The sequence below is a fragment of the Photobacterium sanguinicancri genome (genome assembly GCF_002265265.1).
Classification (GTDB): Bacteria; Pseudomonadota; Gammaproteobacteria; order Enterobacterales; family Vibrionaceae; genus Photobacterium; species Photobacterium sanguinicancri.
The window spans coordinates 1-15,763 of the sequence record NZ_NOIF01000118.1 but is presented as its reverse complement, the minus strand read 5'-3'; the positions used below and the strand labels follow the sequence as shown (position 1 = coordinate 15,763).

13 protein-coding genes and 1 tRNA gene are annotated in these 15,763 nt (G+C 45.1%); 12 read left to right on the top strand and 2 right to left on the bottom strand.

What is annotated here, in order from left to right; genetic code table 11:
- The first annotated feature begins 2 nt into the window (after positions 1-2).
- A tRNA-Gly gene (locus tag ASV53_RS16215) sits at positions 3-78 on the top strand.
- A gap of 834 nt (positions 79-912) precedes the next feature.
- Here the strand turns inward: ASV53_RS16215 and queG are convergent.
- Both queG and ASV53_RS16205 read right to left on the bottom strand, forming a co-directional pair.
- Entirely contained in the window at positions 913-2,046 is a 1,134-nt protein-coding gene (queG, locus tag ASV53_RS16210) for a tRNA epoxyqueuosine(34) reductase QueG (protein WP_062691625.1), read from the bottom strand.
- A 206-nt stretch (positions 2,047-2,252) separates the two neighbouring features.
- A complete protein-coding gene (locus ASV53_RS16205) occupies positions 2,253-3,032 on the bottom strand; it encodes a PEP-CTERM sorting domain-containing protein (RefSeq protein ID WP_094957843.1) in 780 nt (259 codons plus the stop codon).
- A gap of 296 nt (positions 3,033-3,328) precedes the next feature.
- Between ASV53_RS16205 and ASV53_RS16200 the strand changes: the two genes are divergently transcribed.
- The 11 genes from ASV53_RS16200 to ASV53_RS16150 all read left to right on the top strand — a co-directional run bounded on the left by ASV53_RS16200 (position 3,329) and on the right by ASV53_RS16150 (position 15,657).
- Positions 3,329-4,816: an NAD(P)H-hydrate dehydratase gene (locus tag ASV53_RS16200; protein WP_094957842.1), complete on the top strand. Its 1,488-nt coding sequence runs from the start codon at positions 3,329-3,331 to the stop codon at positions 4,814-4,816.
- 7 nt (positions 4,817-4,823) lie between these two features.
- The gene (gene tsaE / locus ASV53_RS16195) at positions 4,824-5,288 is read left to right on the top strand and encodes a tRNA (adenosine(37)-N6)-threonylcarbamoyltransferase complex ATPase subunit type 1 TsaE (protein WP_062691632.1); all 465 of its coding nucleotides are present in this window, start codon (positions 4,824-4,826) and stop codon (positions 5,286-5,288) included.
- Positions 5,289-5,292: 4 nt separating this feature from the next.
- The gene (locus ASV53_RS16190) at positions 5,293-6,999 is read left to right on the top strand and encodes an N-acetylmuramoyl-L-alanine amidase (protein WP_094957841.1); all 1,707 of its coding nucleotides are present in this window, start codon (positions 5,293-5,295) and stop codon (positions 6,997-6,999) included.
- Between the two features lie 2 nt (positions 7,000-7,001).
- Positions 7,002-9,161, top strand: a complete 2,160-nt coding sequence (mutL, locus tag ASV53_RS16185) for a DNA mismatch repair endonuclease MutL (protein ID WP_094957840.1) — start codon at positions 7,002-7,004, stop codon at positions 9,159-9,161.
- On the top strand, positions 9,154-10,089 hold the full coding sequence (gene miaA, locus ASV53_RS16180) for a tRNA (adenosine(37)-N6)-dimethylallyltransferase MiaA (protein WP_094957839.1): 936 nt from the start codon (positions 9,154-9,156) through the stop codon (positions 10,087-10,089). The genes mutL and miaA overlap by 8 nt, the downstream gene beginning before the upstream one ends.
- Before the next feature lie 86 nt (positions 10,090-10,175).
- Positions 10,176-10,442, top strand: a complete 267-nt coding sequence (gene hfq / locus ASV53_RS16175) for an RNA chaperone Hfq (protein ID WP_062691638.1) — start codon at positions 10,176-10,178, stop codon at positions 10,440-10,442.
- 27 nt (positions 10,443-10,469) lie between these two features.
- Positions 10,470-11,759 (top strand): ribosome rescue GTPase HflX, encoded by a 1,290-nt coding sequence (gene hflX / locus ASV53_RS16170; protein ID WP_094957838.1) that lies wholly within the window; start codon positions 10,470-10,472, stop codon positions 11,757-11,759.
- A 51-nt stretch (positions 11,760-11,810) separates the two neighbouring features.
- Positions 11,811-12,965 (top strand): FtsH protease activity modulator HflK, encoded by a 1,155-nt coding sequence (gene hflK, locus ASV53_RS16165; protein WP_094957837.1) that lies wholly within the window; start codon positions 11,811-11,813, stop codon positions 12,963-12,965.
- Between the two features lie 2 nt (positions 12,966-12,967).
- Entirely contained in the window at positions 12,968-13,960 is a 993-nt protein-coding gene (gene hflC, locus ASV53_RS16160; RefSeq protein ID WP_062691647.1) for a protease modulator HflC, read from the top strand.
- Between the two features lie 64 nt (positions 13,961-14,024).
- Complete coding sequence (locus ASV53_RS16155) at positions 14,025-14,219, top strand: DUF2065 domain-containing protein (RefSeq protein ID WP_062691649.1); 195 nt, start codon at positions 14,025-14,027, stop codon at positions 14,217-14,219.
- Between the two features lie 121 nt (positions 14,220-14,340).
- Entirely contained in the window at positions 14,341-15,657 is a 1,317-nt protein-coding gene (locus ASV53_RS16150) for an adenylosuccinate synthase (protein WP_062691651.1), read from the top strand.
- Positions 15,658-15,763: the final 106 nt, after the last annotated feature.

The window sequence follows — 15,763 nt, the reverse complement described above, 5'->3', positions numbered from 1 at the left end:
ATGCGACACTAGCTCAGTTGGTAGAGCGCAACCTTGCCAAGGTTGAGGTCATCGGTTCGAACCCGATGTGTCGCTCCACTTTTTCTTTATGAAAGAGTATTTTATTGCTTAGGCAGTAAAACAAATAGTTGTTACCGTACTTTAACGGTACCCTACTACTGTGAAGTAATAGTCCCTAGCTACATCAGGTTTCCAAGTGTGAAAACCACCTGCATGTTGGCTTCAAAAATTCCTAACGTTGGTTAGGATACATAGAAGTGATCAGCTTCAAACATCATTAGAATTTATACTGCAACCTCTATGAGGTTGTTCTTGTTATCTGTGTATTTTAATGCTCTGTGACGATTAATAGCTGTGTAGCGTTACCCTCGTGAATGCTCATACAACGAGCTAGACGGGTAAGGTAAGCTTCAAACATACCTGCTCTCTTATCCAGTACTGTTTTTCATCTAAGGGCTTATATTATCTAGCCTCGCAGTGATACTAACAGGGGATCTTCGATCTTAATTAACAGAGTTATCCACATTATTGTTGCTGTGGGTAAGTCAGTTGATTACGTGTGCTGATGCCGTGTGAATAACTTTCATATATCCATTTTTATACCTATCCCCAGATCTAACTTAATAACTTTATCAACATATTAAGTGTATGTTTTTTATGTGTTTTGATTGTTTTCTCCCAGCTTTATATACAGCTTGATCAGTATGTATTCTTGTGGAAAAAATACGACTACGTTGAATAAAGCTGTCTGTGTTTAATTGTTTGAGCTATAGGCGAAAAGTAGCAAACTGCAAATGTTTTCCACATATACACGGAATGAAGACCTAGCTCGCATTTTGTATGGGAATAACATAAGAACGATTTCAGAGCGGTGAGATTACGGCTGATGGGTCGGCTTAGCTAAAGTATGGCTTAAGCATCACGCGGTAAGCCTTTCTCTATAATACGTACAAGGCGCTTTGTTTTGGTTGGTAGTATTTCAAGGTTTGCTTCAGCACGCTTTTGCTGCTGTTGAGCCAATGCCCACTCTAGGTGTACATCTAACATTTCATTAAGCCCCAGCTTCTCGGTGAGCGCATTAATAATTGCTGGCTGGTAGGGCGCATTTCCGAGTGCAATCGTTATATTACGGAGCCATTGAGTATGGCCAATCCGGCGAATAGCCGAGCCTTCAGTATTTTTTAAGAATGCTGCTTCATTCCAGTCAAATAATACGAGTAAGTCTTGTTGATAGAGATTGTCACGGCAATGGTAGTCAGCTTCTTCTGTAATGTCGGAGAAGCGATTAAAAGGACAAACTAGCTGGCAATCATCGCAACCATAAATACGGTTACCGATCTTTTCCCGAAACTCTTCTGGGATCACTCCATCAAATTCAATTGTTAGATAAGAAATACAACGACGAGCGTCAACAACGCCCTCTTCAACGATAGCACCTGTTGGGCAGCTTGTTATGCAGGCAACACATTTACCGCACTGATTCGTTTCCGCTGTATCAACGGGAAGAGGTAAATCGATCAATAGTTCGCCGAGAAAAAACCATGATCCCGCTTCTTGGCTCAGAATGAGTGAATGCTTACCAGTCCAGCCTAGTCCGGACTTTTCTGCTAATGGACGCTCCAAAATAGGCGCTGAGTCGACAAAAGGGCGGTGACCAAACTGTCCCACGACTTGTTCGATATTTTGCCCCAGCTTTTTCAAGCGATTACGGATCAATTTATGGTAATCACGACCGAGGGAATAGCGGCTAATATAGGCTTTGTCTGGATTTTTTAATGTTTGAGCAAATTCAGCATTCGGTGGCAGATAGTTCATGCGTACACTGATGACGCGTACGGTACCCGGTAGGAGTTCATGCGGACGTGCTCGCATCATGCCATGACGTGCCATCCAGTCCATATCACCATGGTATCCAGCATCTAGCCAGCGCTGAAGCTGTGCTTCATGTTGGCTTAAGTCGACATCGCAAATTCCAACGTGTTGGAAGCCTAATTCTTTTCCCCACAGCTTAATTTGTAGGGCTAGGGCGTTATAGTCGATGCTCATGGTGTTGCTCGCTCAATTTCGGGGGGCGAAGTGTAGCATAGAACCGTGCTGTTATTTCGTGAAAGTATGAGGGGTTAACGGTAGGCGTTGGTAGGAGCCTAGGCGTGTTAATAGGAAGGTCTAGATAAAAAGAAGAGTCTGTAGTCTGCTTCTTTTTATCTAGACGTTTACTTTTGTTGTACCAAGCTAATTTTAAAATGAGGGTCTTATTGCAATGCATTAGGCTTTTGTAGTGACTCGCCCTTTTCTTTACGGCGATATCCCATAGCACCAAACATGAGTAATCCTGTGCCAAACACGGCCATGATTGATGGTTCAGGTACGACACCCCATGAGTCTATGCTGATATCAATGGCATCACCGTCACCAATAAAGCCCCAAGAAATGGCACTGATCTTAGTGAAATCTACGCCTGCGAAGTTTTCAAAGCCAAGTAATACTTGTCCCACACTCCCCATATTACTGCCTGTAAATATCGCCGAGCCTCCCATTGTGTCGTAGAGGCTAAAGTAATAATCAAAGTTATTGGCTGCATCATTACTGGTGATATTAAAGAAGAAGTCAGTGAATGTTGAGAGATCAGTGGCACCTAAGCCATCTTTATCAATATTATCGGCTAAGCCTTCGGTGGTGGAGTATGGACCTTTAGTATCATGGGCATTGGTGGTGCCATCGTAAACCATTTCAACCCAAGACACGGCGCCACTTGCATTGCTCCAGCTCAGCTGTGAAGCCATCGGGTTTGCGCCTGCTTCAGCAAGTGCATCTGATGAAACGCCAGATGAAGTGACAATATGTAAACGAATATCTCTTTCTCCACCTAAAATACTTCCGTCTTGGGCTGCAGCATCTTTGGTTGTTTGCATATCGTATTTGCCCAGACTGAGTGGGCCATGATCAATATTGAAATCATCGAAAATAACTGATGTCGCATTGGCATGAAATGCAAAGCCAAGTAATGCAGTTGCGATAACTAACTTTTTCATTTGTATCTCCCTGGACTTTCGATGGCGTTAGTCAATGTGCTAGCGCTTTGTTGTGTTTTTAATAAAGCAAAGGGGATGCCAAGAAATTAAGGCCTTTCTTTTTATGTGGTTAGCAAAGTGGAATTACCGTTATGCCTTTGAACTGTAAATAAAGCTGACAGTTCTGTTTGTTGGGGGATGATTACAGGGGGATGTTTTCTTTATATAGTTATTCTTAATGTTATCTCTATGGTTATGTCACGGCTACTAACGTCGAGACAGATTCCCCGTGGCTGCACTTCAAAAAGGATTATTTTATGGTGACTTCAAGGCTGCCTATTCCCCTTTATTTAGCGGAAACAGTAAAAGCGGGTGAACGACAGGCCGCTGAAACAATGCAGTTGGCGATGTACACGCTAATGGAACGCGCTGGTGCTGCTGTGTTTGAGTGCCTTAACGGTCACTATCCAGCGACGACCTCACTTTTGATTTGTTGTGGTGGGGGAAATAATGGTGGTGATGGTTATGTAGTGGCGCGTTTAGCATTATCTGCAGGGATAGATGTTGAAGTTTGGCACCTTGGTGATGCGAATCAATTAACGGGTGATGCCGCTACTGCGCGTGATGCTTGGTTGGCGGCAGGGGGGCGAATTAGTGCGCCTAAAACGGAACTTCCTCATGATATAGATGTTGTTATTGATGCGCTGTTAGGTACAGGGTTATCTGGCTCAGTAAGGGATGAGACAAGTCAGCTAATTACGACTATCAATCAAGCGCACAAACCCGTTATTGCGGTTGACCTCCCATCTGGCTTATGTGCAGATACAGGACGAATACTGGGGTGTGCAATACAAGCAAAGAAAACCGTAACTTTTATTGGAGTGAAGCAAGGGTTAACAACAGGGCAAGCCTCTAATGTGGTGGGTGAACTTTATTTCGCGGGTCTTGGCGTAAATACGATTTTTGATACTCAGCAACAGCCAAGTGCGTTTGCTCTTACAGATACAATCATCCCGACACGATTAGCGCAACGCAGGCGGACTGCACACAAAGGCGATCATGGTCGAGTGACGTGTTTTGGCGGGGATCTCGGTATGGCGGGGGCAATTCGGTTAGCGGCGGAAGCTTGTTTACGTACTGGTGCTGGTTTAACGGCCGTTGTCACACGGCCTGACAATGTTTTGTCAATTGTGACTGCTCGGCCTGAGATAATGGTACAAGGGTGGCAAGAAAAAGCACATGAAATCAGACAGCAACGCGATTGGAGTGATGTGATTGTCTTGGGGCCAGGATTAGGAACCGATGATTGGGGTAAAGCGCTTTACTTTCATCTCGCCGATTGTGAAAAAAAGATGGTGTTAGATGCCGATGGATTGAACTTATTGGCGCTTTCCCCTGACTATAAAAATAATCGTATAATTACTCCCCATCCAGGAGAAGCGGCACGCTTACTTATGTGCAGTATTGCTGATGTCGAATCCGATCGCTTTCTGGCGGTGCAACGATTACAACAAAAGTATGGTGGGGTGGCAGTGCTAAAAGGGGCTGGCACCTTGGTTTTTGATGGTATGCAGTTTTATGTGTGTCGAGCAGGTAACCCTGGAATGGCAACAGGCGGCATGGGCGATGTGTTATCTGGTATTATTGGTAGCCTTTTGGGGCAAAATTTATCATTATCGGATGCTGCGGTACTGGGGGTTTTTCTTCACAGTAAAGCTGCCGATCTTTGCGCTCAAGAGGGAGAGCGTGGGATGATAGCCAGTGATTTATTCCCGTATATTCGACAATTAGTCAATTCAAGATAATAAGATCATGCAAACAATTGAGATTCAACTTGCCGATGAGCAAGCGACGGTAGAATTAGGCCAACAACTGGCACAAGCTTGTGATCGTCAAACAACGATTTATCTTCATGGTGATCTGGGTGCAGGTAAAACAACGTTTAGTCGTGGTTTTATTCGTGCATTAGGCCATCAAGGAAATGTGAAAAGCCCAACATATACTCTGGTTGAACCGTATGAACTGCCCCCTTGGCAAGTTTATCACTTCGATCTTTATCGTTTAGCCGATCCAGAAGAACTTGAGTTCATGGGGATCCGTGACTACTTTTCAGCTGATGCTATTTGTTTAGTGGAATGGCCAGAAAGAGGACACGGCTTATTGCCAGAACCCGACCTAGAATTAGATATGCGCTACCATGGTGAACAACGCAAAGCCACATTAACGGCAAACAGCGAATACGGCATGGCTATAGTTAAACGTTTGGAGTTGTGTTGATAGGATGTCTGTTCGGATTTTTTTTCAGATTGTAATTTTAGGGGCTGGGTTATTTAGTTCGGTGGCGGCATGGGCCAATGAGCTAAAGAGTGTTCGTGTATGGCCTGCGCCAGACGAAACCCGCGTTGTTCTCGACATGCAAAGCGAGGCGGTATATTCCTATTTTACGCTCACTAAGCCTAATCGCTTAGTCGTGGACTTAAAGAAGACCACATTAAAAACTAAGCTACCCGTTGTGGTGAGCGATAGTGCGGTCTTGAAAAAAATCCGTAGCAGTGGTGCCCCGGATAAGGGGTCATTCCGTTTGGTGTTTGAAATTAAAACGGGTATGACACCTAAACTATTTACGCTGGCCCCAACGCCTGATGGACATTACGGCCATCGGTTAGTGTTGGATTTACCCCATGGTAAAAAAGCGGCGGTAGTTAAACCGACTAAGTCAAAGCCAGCGGTTGAAAATCAGGCGGCACAATTACCGTCAGGTAACGACGACATTATTATAGCGATTGATCCAGGGCATGGTGGTGAAGATCCCGGTTCCATTGGACCAACGCGTAAGTATGAAAAGAACGTAACGCTGGATGTATCAAAACGCGTTGCTGCGAAAATTAACGCAACTCCCGGCATGAAAGCTGTCCTCACTCGCGGTGGTGATTACTTTGTTAACTTGAATAAACGATCTGAGATTGCCCGTAAAAATAAAGCGCATCTCTTGGTTTCTATTCATGCTGATGGTTTCCATAAACCACAGCCTCGTGGTGCATCGGTATGGGTCTTGAACACTCGTCGTGCGAATTCGGAAATTGGTCGTTGGATTGAACAAACCGAGAAACAATCACAGCTGCTTGGTGGTGGTGATGTGTTGTCGGGTGATAACGATGACCAATACTTGAGTATGGCTGTGCTTGATTTGCAATTTAGTCACTCACAAAAAGAAGGCTACGATGTAGCTTCTCGTGTTTTAAAAGAATTAGGTCGAGTGACCACGCTACATAAAAGTCGCCCTGAACATGCGAGCTTAGCGGTATTAAAATCACCTGACATTCCCTCTTTATTAGTGGAAACGGGTTTTATTACCAACCCGAGAGAAGAGCGTTTACTTAACTCATCAGCGCACCAGAATAAAATCGCCAATGCGGTCTATAAAGGGGTGTTGCAGTATTTCAATGAGAAACCGCCAGAAGGTACCTTGTTTGCTTCACGTAAACACGGCATAAAACATAAAGTAACCTCTGGGCAGTCGTTAAGTATCATTGCTAAACGCTATGGCACCTCTGTAAGTGCAATTAAGAAAGCGAATAGCTTAAAATCGAATACGCTAAAAGTAGGGCAAGTGTTGTCGATCCCTGGTGGTAAAGCACCGTCGTCAACGACTGTCGCGGTGAACAAAACCACGCCAGCGAAGGTAAATATCGTGACGCACAAAGTGCAGCGCGGTGAGTTCCTTGGCAAGATTGCTGATAAGTACAGTGTGACGGTGGCCAGCATTCGAAGCGAGAACAAGTTACGCTCTGATTCATTGGCTGTTGGTCAAAAGTTAAAAATCAACCTAAGTAACCGTAAAGCCTTGAATCACACCGTTAAACGCGGAGAGTTTTTAGGTAAAATTGCCAGCCAATATGGTGTCAGTGTCGATAGTATTCGAAGTGTGAATAAGCTAAGCTCTGATAACTTGGCCGTCGGTCAGAAATTAATCATCCCTAGAAGTTAATTATGCCCATTCAGATATTACCTGCCAGACTGGCAAACCAGATTGCAGCAGGTGAGGTAGTGGAACGTCCCGCTTCAGTCGTCAAGGAGCTGGTCGAAAACAGCCTCGACGCTGGCGCAACCCGAATCGATATCGATATCGATAAAGGGGGAAGTCGAACAATCCGAATTCGGGACAACGGTAAAGGGATCGTTAAAGATGAACTGGGTTTGGCGTTAAGTCGCCATGCCACATCAAAAATCGCCTCGCTAGATGATCTGGAAGCCATTGTGAGTTTAGGCTTCCGTGGTGAAGCGCTTGCCAGTATTAGCTCCGTATCGCGCTTGACCCTTACCTCGCGCACGCAAGACCAAGAAGAAGCGTGGTCGGCGTATGCAGAAGGTCGTGATATGGATGTGCAGCTGAAACCAGCCGCGCATCCAGTGGGCACTACATTGGAAGTATTGGATTTATTTTTCAATACACCGGCACGCCGTAAATTCCTCCGTACTGAAAAAACTGAATTTAACCACATTGATGAATTGCTTAAGCGTATCGCGTTGAGCCGATTTGATGTGGCAATTAATTTACGTCATAACGGCAAGTTGATTCGCCAATATCGCGCTTCTGATACGCAGGTGCAAAAAGAGCGTCGTTTAGCCGCAGTATGTGGTGGGCCATTCCTGAAGCATGCCCTTGCTGTTGAATTAGAACATGGAGACTTAAAACTCTCTGGGTGGATTTGCAACTCACACGGCGCACGGCCACAAAATGATATCCAGTATTGCTATGTGAATGGCAGAATGATGAAAGATAAACTCATCAATCATGCTATTCGCCAAGCCTATGAAAGCAGCTTGCCTTCAGATCTCTATGCCGCTTATGTGCTGTTTATTGAAGTTGACCCGCATCAAGTGGATGTGAATGTTCACCCCGCTAAACATGAAGTTCGTTTTCATCAGGGGCGTTGGGTGCATGATTTTATTTATCAAGCCATTCAAAGTGCTTTACAGCAGAGCATGGCAGCCGGTGAAGAAACCTACCAAGCGCCGCAACGAGCCAGTGCTTCTGCACAGCATTATGTCGATTTAGCTTCTTCGGAACGACGTGTTCATCATGTCGCTGAAGCAGCACCGTCTTCTGCCGCCATCGCAAATACACCGGATTATCCGAATAAAGCGGATGCCAATGAGTGGCTCGATAGCGAAGTAAAAACACCGCTCGAACCTAAGCATAGTAATGATCGAAGTGGTTCGCATGATACGCATCATGGTAACGCTCGAACGTCCTCATCCAGAACGACGATGGGCTCTCAATCATCAAATTCTGGCAATGGACGGCAATTCGGTGGTGATGCGCCATCAAGGCAAGAAGTTGCAGCTTATCAAAGATTAATGCAAACCGCTGAAGCTGAAACTGATAGTCAATCAGCGAATAATACTGATAGGTATCATACTGAGGCGGCTCCGTCGTTGTCAGTTTCTGCATCGGACGAGAGGCAATATTCTAAGCCAGTGTCATCAGCACAACCTGTGCGTAATGAATGGCAGCAAAGCACTCCCATAGTTCCAGTCAGTCGTACAGTGAATATGCCGGTTGGGGGGACAAGCTCTGTTGGGTTAGGAAAAGCGTTATCACTTGTAGCACAGCGCTATTTATTATTAAGCCGAGAAGATGGGATTTATTTGCTGTCTTTAGATGTTGCGCAGCGTTTGCGTCATAAAGGTCAGCTTAAACTAGCGCAAAGCGAAGGGTTGAAACCACAGCCATTATTGATCCCACATTCTGTGCCCGTTGATCCAGAATTGATCGCATGTGCAGAGCAGCATGCACTGTTATTGAAACAGTTGGGGATTCAGCTGAAAAAGAAAAACAATAATGGCCTAATTATTTTGTCAGTGTGCATGCCACTGCGACAACAAAATTTACAGCAACTGATCCCGAATCTATTAACGTATTTACTCTCGGTTGCTGAGGATCAACAAGCCCAAGGTTGGGACAAATTATTAGATTGGCTGGCGACACAATGTGTGATGCCAACAGACGCATTTAGTCTGTCCCAAGCGATTCAGTTAGTTACTGAACTCGAGCATCTATGGGCCAATGATCTTGAACTTTATTATAAGAATTTGCTCCGTGCGGTGAATACCAACGAAGCAATAGAAGCATTTAATCATGAGTAAGCCATTACCACAGGCCATTTTTTTAATGGGGCCGACCGCATCCGGCAAAACGGATTTAGCCATTCGTTTACGAGAACAGCTACCTGTAGAGTTGATTAGTGTCGACTCTGCCCTTATTTATAGAGATATGGATATAGGTACAGCGAAGCCAGATGAGCGAGAACTCGCCTTAGCGCCGCATCGACTGATCGATATTCGTGATCCAGCGCAAAGTTATTCGGCTGCAGACTTCAGAGCCGATGCGTTAAAAGAAATGGCTGATATAGTTGCAGCAGGGCGCATTCCACTTCTAGTGGGTGGCACCATGTTGTATTTTAAAGCATTACTGGAAGGGTTGTCGCCATTGCCCGCTGCTGACGTCGATGTGCGAGCGCAGATCGAACGTGATGCAGCCGAGTTAGGTTGGCAAGCGCTCCATGATGAATTAGTGCGTATTGACCCTGTTGCAGGTGCTCGAATTCACCCAAACGATCCACAGCGTCTTTCTCGTGCATTGGAAGTTTTTCGTATTTCGGGTAAAACTTTAACAGAGTTAACACAAACTCAAGGTGAACCTCTGCCATATAAGGTTCATCAATTTGCAATAGCTCCCATGGATAGGGCTGTACTGCATCAACGGATCGAACAACGTTTTGGCAAAATGATGGAAGCAGGTTTTGAACAAGAAGTTCGCACGCTATATGAGCGTGAAGACCTGACGCCTGATTTGCCATCTATTCGTTGTGTTGGTTACCGTCAGATGTGGGACTATTTGGACGGGCAGTGTGATAAGGATGAAGCAATTTTTCGCGGAGTCTGTGCTACTCGTCAATTAGCGAAGCGTCAAATTACCTGGCTGAGAGGCTGGGAAAATTTGACCTGGTTGGATAGCAGTAACGTAGATATAGCGTTACAAACAGTCACAAACTCAGTTAGATGTGATGTTTGATAAACGTGTATACTCATTACTGTTTTGCGTATTTTTAATTTTTGTTCGTTGCTAATACAACTACAAACTAATAAGGAAAAGAAATAATGGCTAAGGGGCAATCTTTGCAAGACCCGTTTTTGAATGCGCTACGTCGTGAACGAATCCCGGTTTCAATTTACCTGGTAAACGGCATTAAATTGCAAGGTCAGATCGAATCATTTGACCAGTTTGTAATCCTACTTAAAAACACTGTAAACCAAATGGTATACAAGCATGCAATTTCGACAGTTGTTCCTGCTCGCCCTGTGAATCATCATCACACAGGTGACCGTCCAGCAGGTGACCGTCCTCAAGAGAAAACAGAAGAATAATAATTTCTTCTTTAAGGAGTTGGTTGCTTGTTTGACCGTTATGAAGCCGGTGAGCAGGCAATTCTTGTCCATATCAACTTCACGCAAGAAGGGGAATGGGAAGATCTTAGCGAATGTGAAATGCTGGTCTCCTCTGCGGGAGTCAATACACTGCGTGTAGTAACAGGCAGCCGTAAGACTCCTCACCCTAAATATTACGTTGGAGAAGGTAAGGCGCAAGAAATTGCTGATGCGGTACGAATGGAAGGGGCTGAAATAGTCATCTTCAATCATGCCCTATCTCCCGCGCAAGAGCGCAATTTGGAATACCTTTGTAAATGTCGAGTATTAGATCGTACTGGTCTGATATTGGATATTTTCGCCCAACGAGCGCGTACTCACGAAGGTAAGCTGCAAGTTGAGTTGGCGCAGTTGCGTCATATCTCTACACGTTTGATCCGTGGTTGGACGCACCTTGAACGTCAAAAAGGCGGGATTGGTTTGCGTGGCCCTGGTGAAACTCAGTTGGAAACCGACCGTCGCTTATTACGTGATCGTATTAAGGCGATTTTACGTCGTTTAGAGAAAGTCTCTAAGCAGCGTGATCAAGGTCGTCGGGCACGTAATCGTGCTGAAATTCCAACTATATCGCTTGTTGGCTATACCAATGCGGGTAAATCAACATTATTTAACCGTATTACAGATGCTGGGGTTTATGCAGCTGATCAGCTGTTTGCAACCCTCGACCCAACGCTTCGCAAAATTAATGTGGCCGATGTTGGCCCCTCTATTTTAGCGGATACCGTTGGATTTATTCGTCACTTGCCACACGACTTGGTGGCAGCATTCAAAGCCACACTGAAAGAAACCCAAGAAGCCAGTCTATTGCTTCATGTGGTGGATGCCAGTGATGATCGTTTCCGTGAAAATATTGAAGCGGTTGACGAAGTGCTTGAAGAGATCGACGCCGATGAGGTGCCGATGCTCATAGTGATGAATAAAATCGATAATCTAGAAAGTGCTGAACCACGTATTGAACGTGATGACGAGGGTGTTCCTCGCCGCGTGTGGGTCTCAGCAATGGAAGGGATCGGTATCGACTTACTATTCCAAGCGCTAACAGAGCGTTTAGCTGGCACTATGGTTAGCCATTCTTTGCGGATACCACCGCAACATATTGGCCGTATTCGTAGTAAGTTTTGTCAGTTAGATTGTATCTTGCGTGAAGAATATGAACCGGATGGCAGCCTGACGATTGACATTCGATTACCGCAGGCAGATTGGTCGCGGTTAGAAAAAAGAGACAGTGCATCACTGGATGACTTTATTGTCAGTTGAGGATGTGCTCTTAAGAAAACTGTCGTCATATCACATTGATGGAGTTCTATAATGGCGTGGAATGAGCCTGGAAACAACGGCGGCCGTGATAAAGACCCTTGGGGTAATAATAATCGCGGTGGACGTGAACAAGGACCGCCTGATCTTGATGAGGTTTTTTCAAAACTGAGTCGTAAGGTTGGCGGTATTTTTGGGAATAAAAAAGGTCCATCTTCTGGCGGCGGTGCTGTTGGATTAGGGGCAATTGCAGTACTTGCAGCTGCAGTGTGGGGCTTCTCTGGCTTCTACACTATTGGTGAAGCAGAGCGTGGTGTCGTACTTCGTTTCGGCAAGTTTTATGAAATGGTTGATCCAGGTCTGAACTGGAAACCAACCTTCATTGACGAAGTTGAAGCTGTCAACATTCAAGCGATTCGTTCACTACGTAGCTCTGGTTTAATGCTGACCAAAGATGAAAACGTACTGAAAGTTGAAATGGATGTTCAGTACCGTGTTTCTGATGCTCAGAAGTATCTGTTTAGCGTGGTAAACGCTGATGACAGTTTACGTCAAGCAACTGATTCAGCACTACGTGCTGTTATCGGTGACTCAAAGATGGATGAAGCACTAACAACCGGTCGTCAAACGATCCGTGCTAATACCCAAGAAGCAATTGATAAGATCATTGCGAAGTACGACATGGGTATTTTAGTTGTTGATGTGAACTTCCAGTCTGCGCGTCCACCAGAAGCGGTGAAAGATGCATTCGATGATGCTATCGCAGCGCGAGAAGATGAAGAACGTTTTGTTCGTGAAGCCGAAGCTTATAGCAATGATATTTTGCCAAAAGCGACAGGTCGTGCAGAACGTCTGAAAAAAGAAGCTGAAGGTTATTCTGAGAAAGTGGTTAACGGTGCATTGGGTGAAGTTGCTCAATTCGAAAAACTACTACCTGAATACCTAGCGGCACCAGAAGTAACGCGTAACCGTCTGTACCTAGATACAATGGAACGTGTTTACTCAAGTACCAGCAAGGTAATGATCGATTCTGAGTCGAGCGGTAACTTACTGTACTTGCCATTAGATAAACTGATGAACCAAGGTGATGCACAAGCGAAACCTAAAAAGTCATCAAGCAGTTCTTACGGTATCGAGCTAGAGAAAGTGGCAACACCAACTCCAGCGACAACGCCACGTAATGACACTGGTCGCCAGGGGAGATATTAATAATGCGTAAGTTAATTATCCCAGTAGTAGTGATTTTTATTGCTTTACTACTGATGTCGATCTTTGTGGTTAAAGAGGGTGATCGCGGTATCGTCGTTCGCTTCGGTCGTATTATTAAAGATAATAATACTGAAGTTGCGCGTATCTATGAGCCTGGTATTCACTTTAAAGTGCCTGTGTTTGACCGTGTTCGTACGTTAGATGCACGTATTCAAACCATGGATGATCAAGCTGACCGTTTCGTAACGGCTGAGAAAAAAGACGTTATCATTGATACTTACGTTAAGTGGCGCATCAAAGACTTTGGTGCTTACTACCTAACAACGGGTGGTGGTGATAAGTCGACGGCTGAAGCACTATTGAAACGTAAAGTAGTTGATAGCCTACGTGCTGAAATCGGTGCGAAAGAAATCAAGCAAATCGTTTCTGGTCCGGATCGTGGTCAGACGATTGACCCTGGTGCTGTAGTCGTTGATGACACAGCCCCTGCAACGGAAATTGTGGCTCAAGTTGTGCCGCGTAAAGAAGTTGAAGGTCAACGTGATCAAATCATGGCTGATGTATTGGTTGAAGCGCAAGAAAGTGCAAAAGACCTAGGCATCGAAGTGGTTGACTTCCGTATGAAGAAAATCAACCTACCTGATGAGATCAGTGAATCTATCTACCGTCGTATGCGTGCTGAACGTGAATCAGTTGCGCGTAAACACCGTTCGCAAGGCCGTGAGAAAGCTGAAGTTATTCGTGCTCAATCTGAGCTAGAAGTGGCTAAAATTCTTGCAGCAGCCGATCGTGAAGCGCGTGTTGTTCGAGGTGGTGCGGATGCTACATCTGCTAAGATTTATGCTGATGCCTTTAAAGGACATGCCGAGTTTTATAACTTTGTACGTTCGTTAAAAGCTTACGAAAACAGCTTTAACTCGAAGAGCGATATGCTAGTTGTTGACCCTAACTCTGATTTCTTCCGCTACATGAAGAAGTCTGACGGTATAAACTAAGTTAACGTTTAGAGTGAACATAAAGACAAGGCTAAGGCCTTGTCTTTTTTTTGGGAGAAATAAAGTGAGTGATGCAATTTGGTTAGCCTTAGGGCTAGTACTTGTTTTTGAAGGGCTAGGTCCACTGCTGGCACCTAGGGGCTGGCGTGACATGGTTGGGCAGCTAGCGCAACAAGACGATAATTCCCTCCGCCGGATTGGAGGGTGCTTGGTGGTTGCAGGTTGTACGATTGCTTACATGATGTATCGCAGCCTGTAAATTGTGCTGAGTGCCGCCTGTGACACTCTTCTTGCAAAAATAATTGCCATGCTTAAAAAATGACTGCAAGGCGTGCACTAAGGTGCTAGAATCCTTTTTTAACTACTATAGATGAAGACAGATGGCAAATAATGTAGTCGTTCTTGGCACCCAATGGGGTGACGAAGGTAAAGGTAAGATTGTTGACCTATTAACCGAAGATGCAAAATATGTGGTTCGCTACCAAGGCGGTCACAATGCAGGTCATACCCTTGTCATTGACGGTGAAAAAACTGTCTTGCACCTGATCCCATCAGGCATTCTGCGTAACAACGTTAAATGTATTATTGGTAACGGTGTTGTTCTTTCTCCAGACGCGTTAATGAAAGAAATGGGCCCGCTAGAAGCGCGTGGTATCCCTGTTCGTGAACGTCTATTCCTGTCTGAAGCTTGTCCGCTAATTCTTCCTTATCATATCGCACTTGACCAAGCGCGTGAGCTTGCTCGTGGTAAAAAAGCAATTGGTACTACGGGTCGTGGTATCGGTCCTGCGTACGAAGATAAAGTTGCTCGTCGTGGTCTGCGTGTTGGCGATCTATTCGACAAAGAAGCATTTGCTGAGAAGCTTAAAGAAGTAATGGCTTACCATAACTTCCAAATTGAGCATTACTACAATGCTGAACCAGTAAGCTATGAAGAAGTACTTGCAGGTGTGATGGCGCAAGCTGACATCCTGACTTCTATGGTTATCGATGTAACTAAAGAACTTGATGATGCGCGTCTACGTGGCGACAAGATCATGTTTGAAGGTGCACAAGGTACGCTACTAGATATCGACCATGGTACTTACCCATACGTAACGTCTTCTAACACGACTGCTGGTGGTGTTGCTGCAGGTTCTGGTTTTGGTCCTCGTCACCTAGGTTACATCCTAGGTATTGCGAAAGCATACTGCACACGTGTAGGTGCAGGTCCATTCCCGACTGAGCTATACGACGGTCTAGATAAGCAAGACCCAATTGGTAAGCACCTAGGTACAGTTGGTAACGAGTTTGGCGCAACGACTGGTCGTCTACGTCGTACTGGTTGGTTTGATGCAGTGGCGATGCGCCGCGCAGTACAAATCAACTCAATCTCTGGTTTCTGCCTAACTAAGCTTGACGTAATGGATGGCATTGAAGAAATCAAGATCTGTACTGGTTACAAAACGAAGACTGGCGAAATCCTAGAAGTATCACCAATGGCGGCTGATGCTTACGAAGATCTAGAGCTAATCTACGAAACAGTACCTGGTTGGACTGAATGTACTTTCGGTGCTAAATCACTAGACGCACTTCCACAAGCTGCGCTTGATTACATCGCGCGTATCGAAGAGCTAACGGGTGTACCAATCGATATTATTTCGACTGGTCCAGACCGTAACGAAACAATCATCAAGGTTCACCCATACGGTGAGTAATTGCTGATATTTCGCCAAAAGCCAACCTGTGAAGTGACCCCATTAAGTTGGACATTTTAGTTAAGCGGCTTGTAAGGCCTGATTTCGATATTCTATCGGAGTCAGG

Bases quoted from the DNA above. Each gene is read 5' to 3' on its own strand.
- queG (WP_062691625.1), bottom strand. From the start codon at position 2,046: ATGAGCATCGACTATAACGCCCTAGCCCTACAAATTAAGCTGTGGGGA.
- ASV53_RS16205 (WP_094957843.1), bottom strand. From the start codon at position 3,032: ATGAAAAAGTTAGTTATCGCAACTGCATTACTTGGCTTTGCATTTCAT.
- ASV53_RS16200 (WP_094957842.1), top strand. From the start codon at position 3,329: ATGGTGACTTCAAGGCTGCCTATTCCCCTTTATTTAGCGGAAACAGTA.
- tsaE (WP_062691632.1), top strand. From the start codon at position 4,824: ATGCAAACAATTGAGATTCAACTTGCCGATGAGCAAGCGACGGTAGAA.
- ASV53_RS16190 (WP_094957841.1), top strand. From the start codon at position 5,293: ATGTCTGTTCGGATTTTTTTTCAGATTGTAATTTTAGGGGCTGGGTTA.
- mutL (WP_094957840.1), top strand. From the start codon at position 7,002: ATGCCCATTCAGATATTACCTGCCAGACTGGCAAACCAGATTGCAGCA.
- miaA (WP_094957839.1), top strand. From the start codon at position 9,154: ATGAGTAAGCCATTACCACAGGCCATTTTTTTAATGGGGCCGACCGCA.
- hfq (WP_062691638.1), top strand. From the start codon at position 10,176: ATGGCTAAGGGGCAATCTTTGCAAGACCCGTTTTTGAATGCGCTACGT.
- hflK (WP_094957837.1), top strand. From the start codon at position 11,811: ATGGCGTGGAATGAGCCTGGAAACAACGGCGGCCGTGATAAAGACCCT.
- hflC (WP_062691647.1), top strand. From the start codon at position 12,968: ATGCGTAAGTTAATTATCCCAGTAGTAGTGATTTTTATTGCTTTACTA.
- ASV53_RS16150 (WP_062691651.1), top strand. From the start codon at position 14,341: ATGGCAAATAATGTAGTCGTTCTTGGCACCCAATGGGGTGACGAAGGT.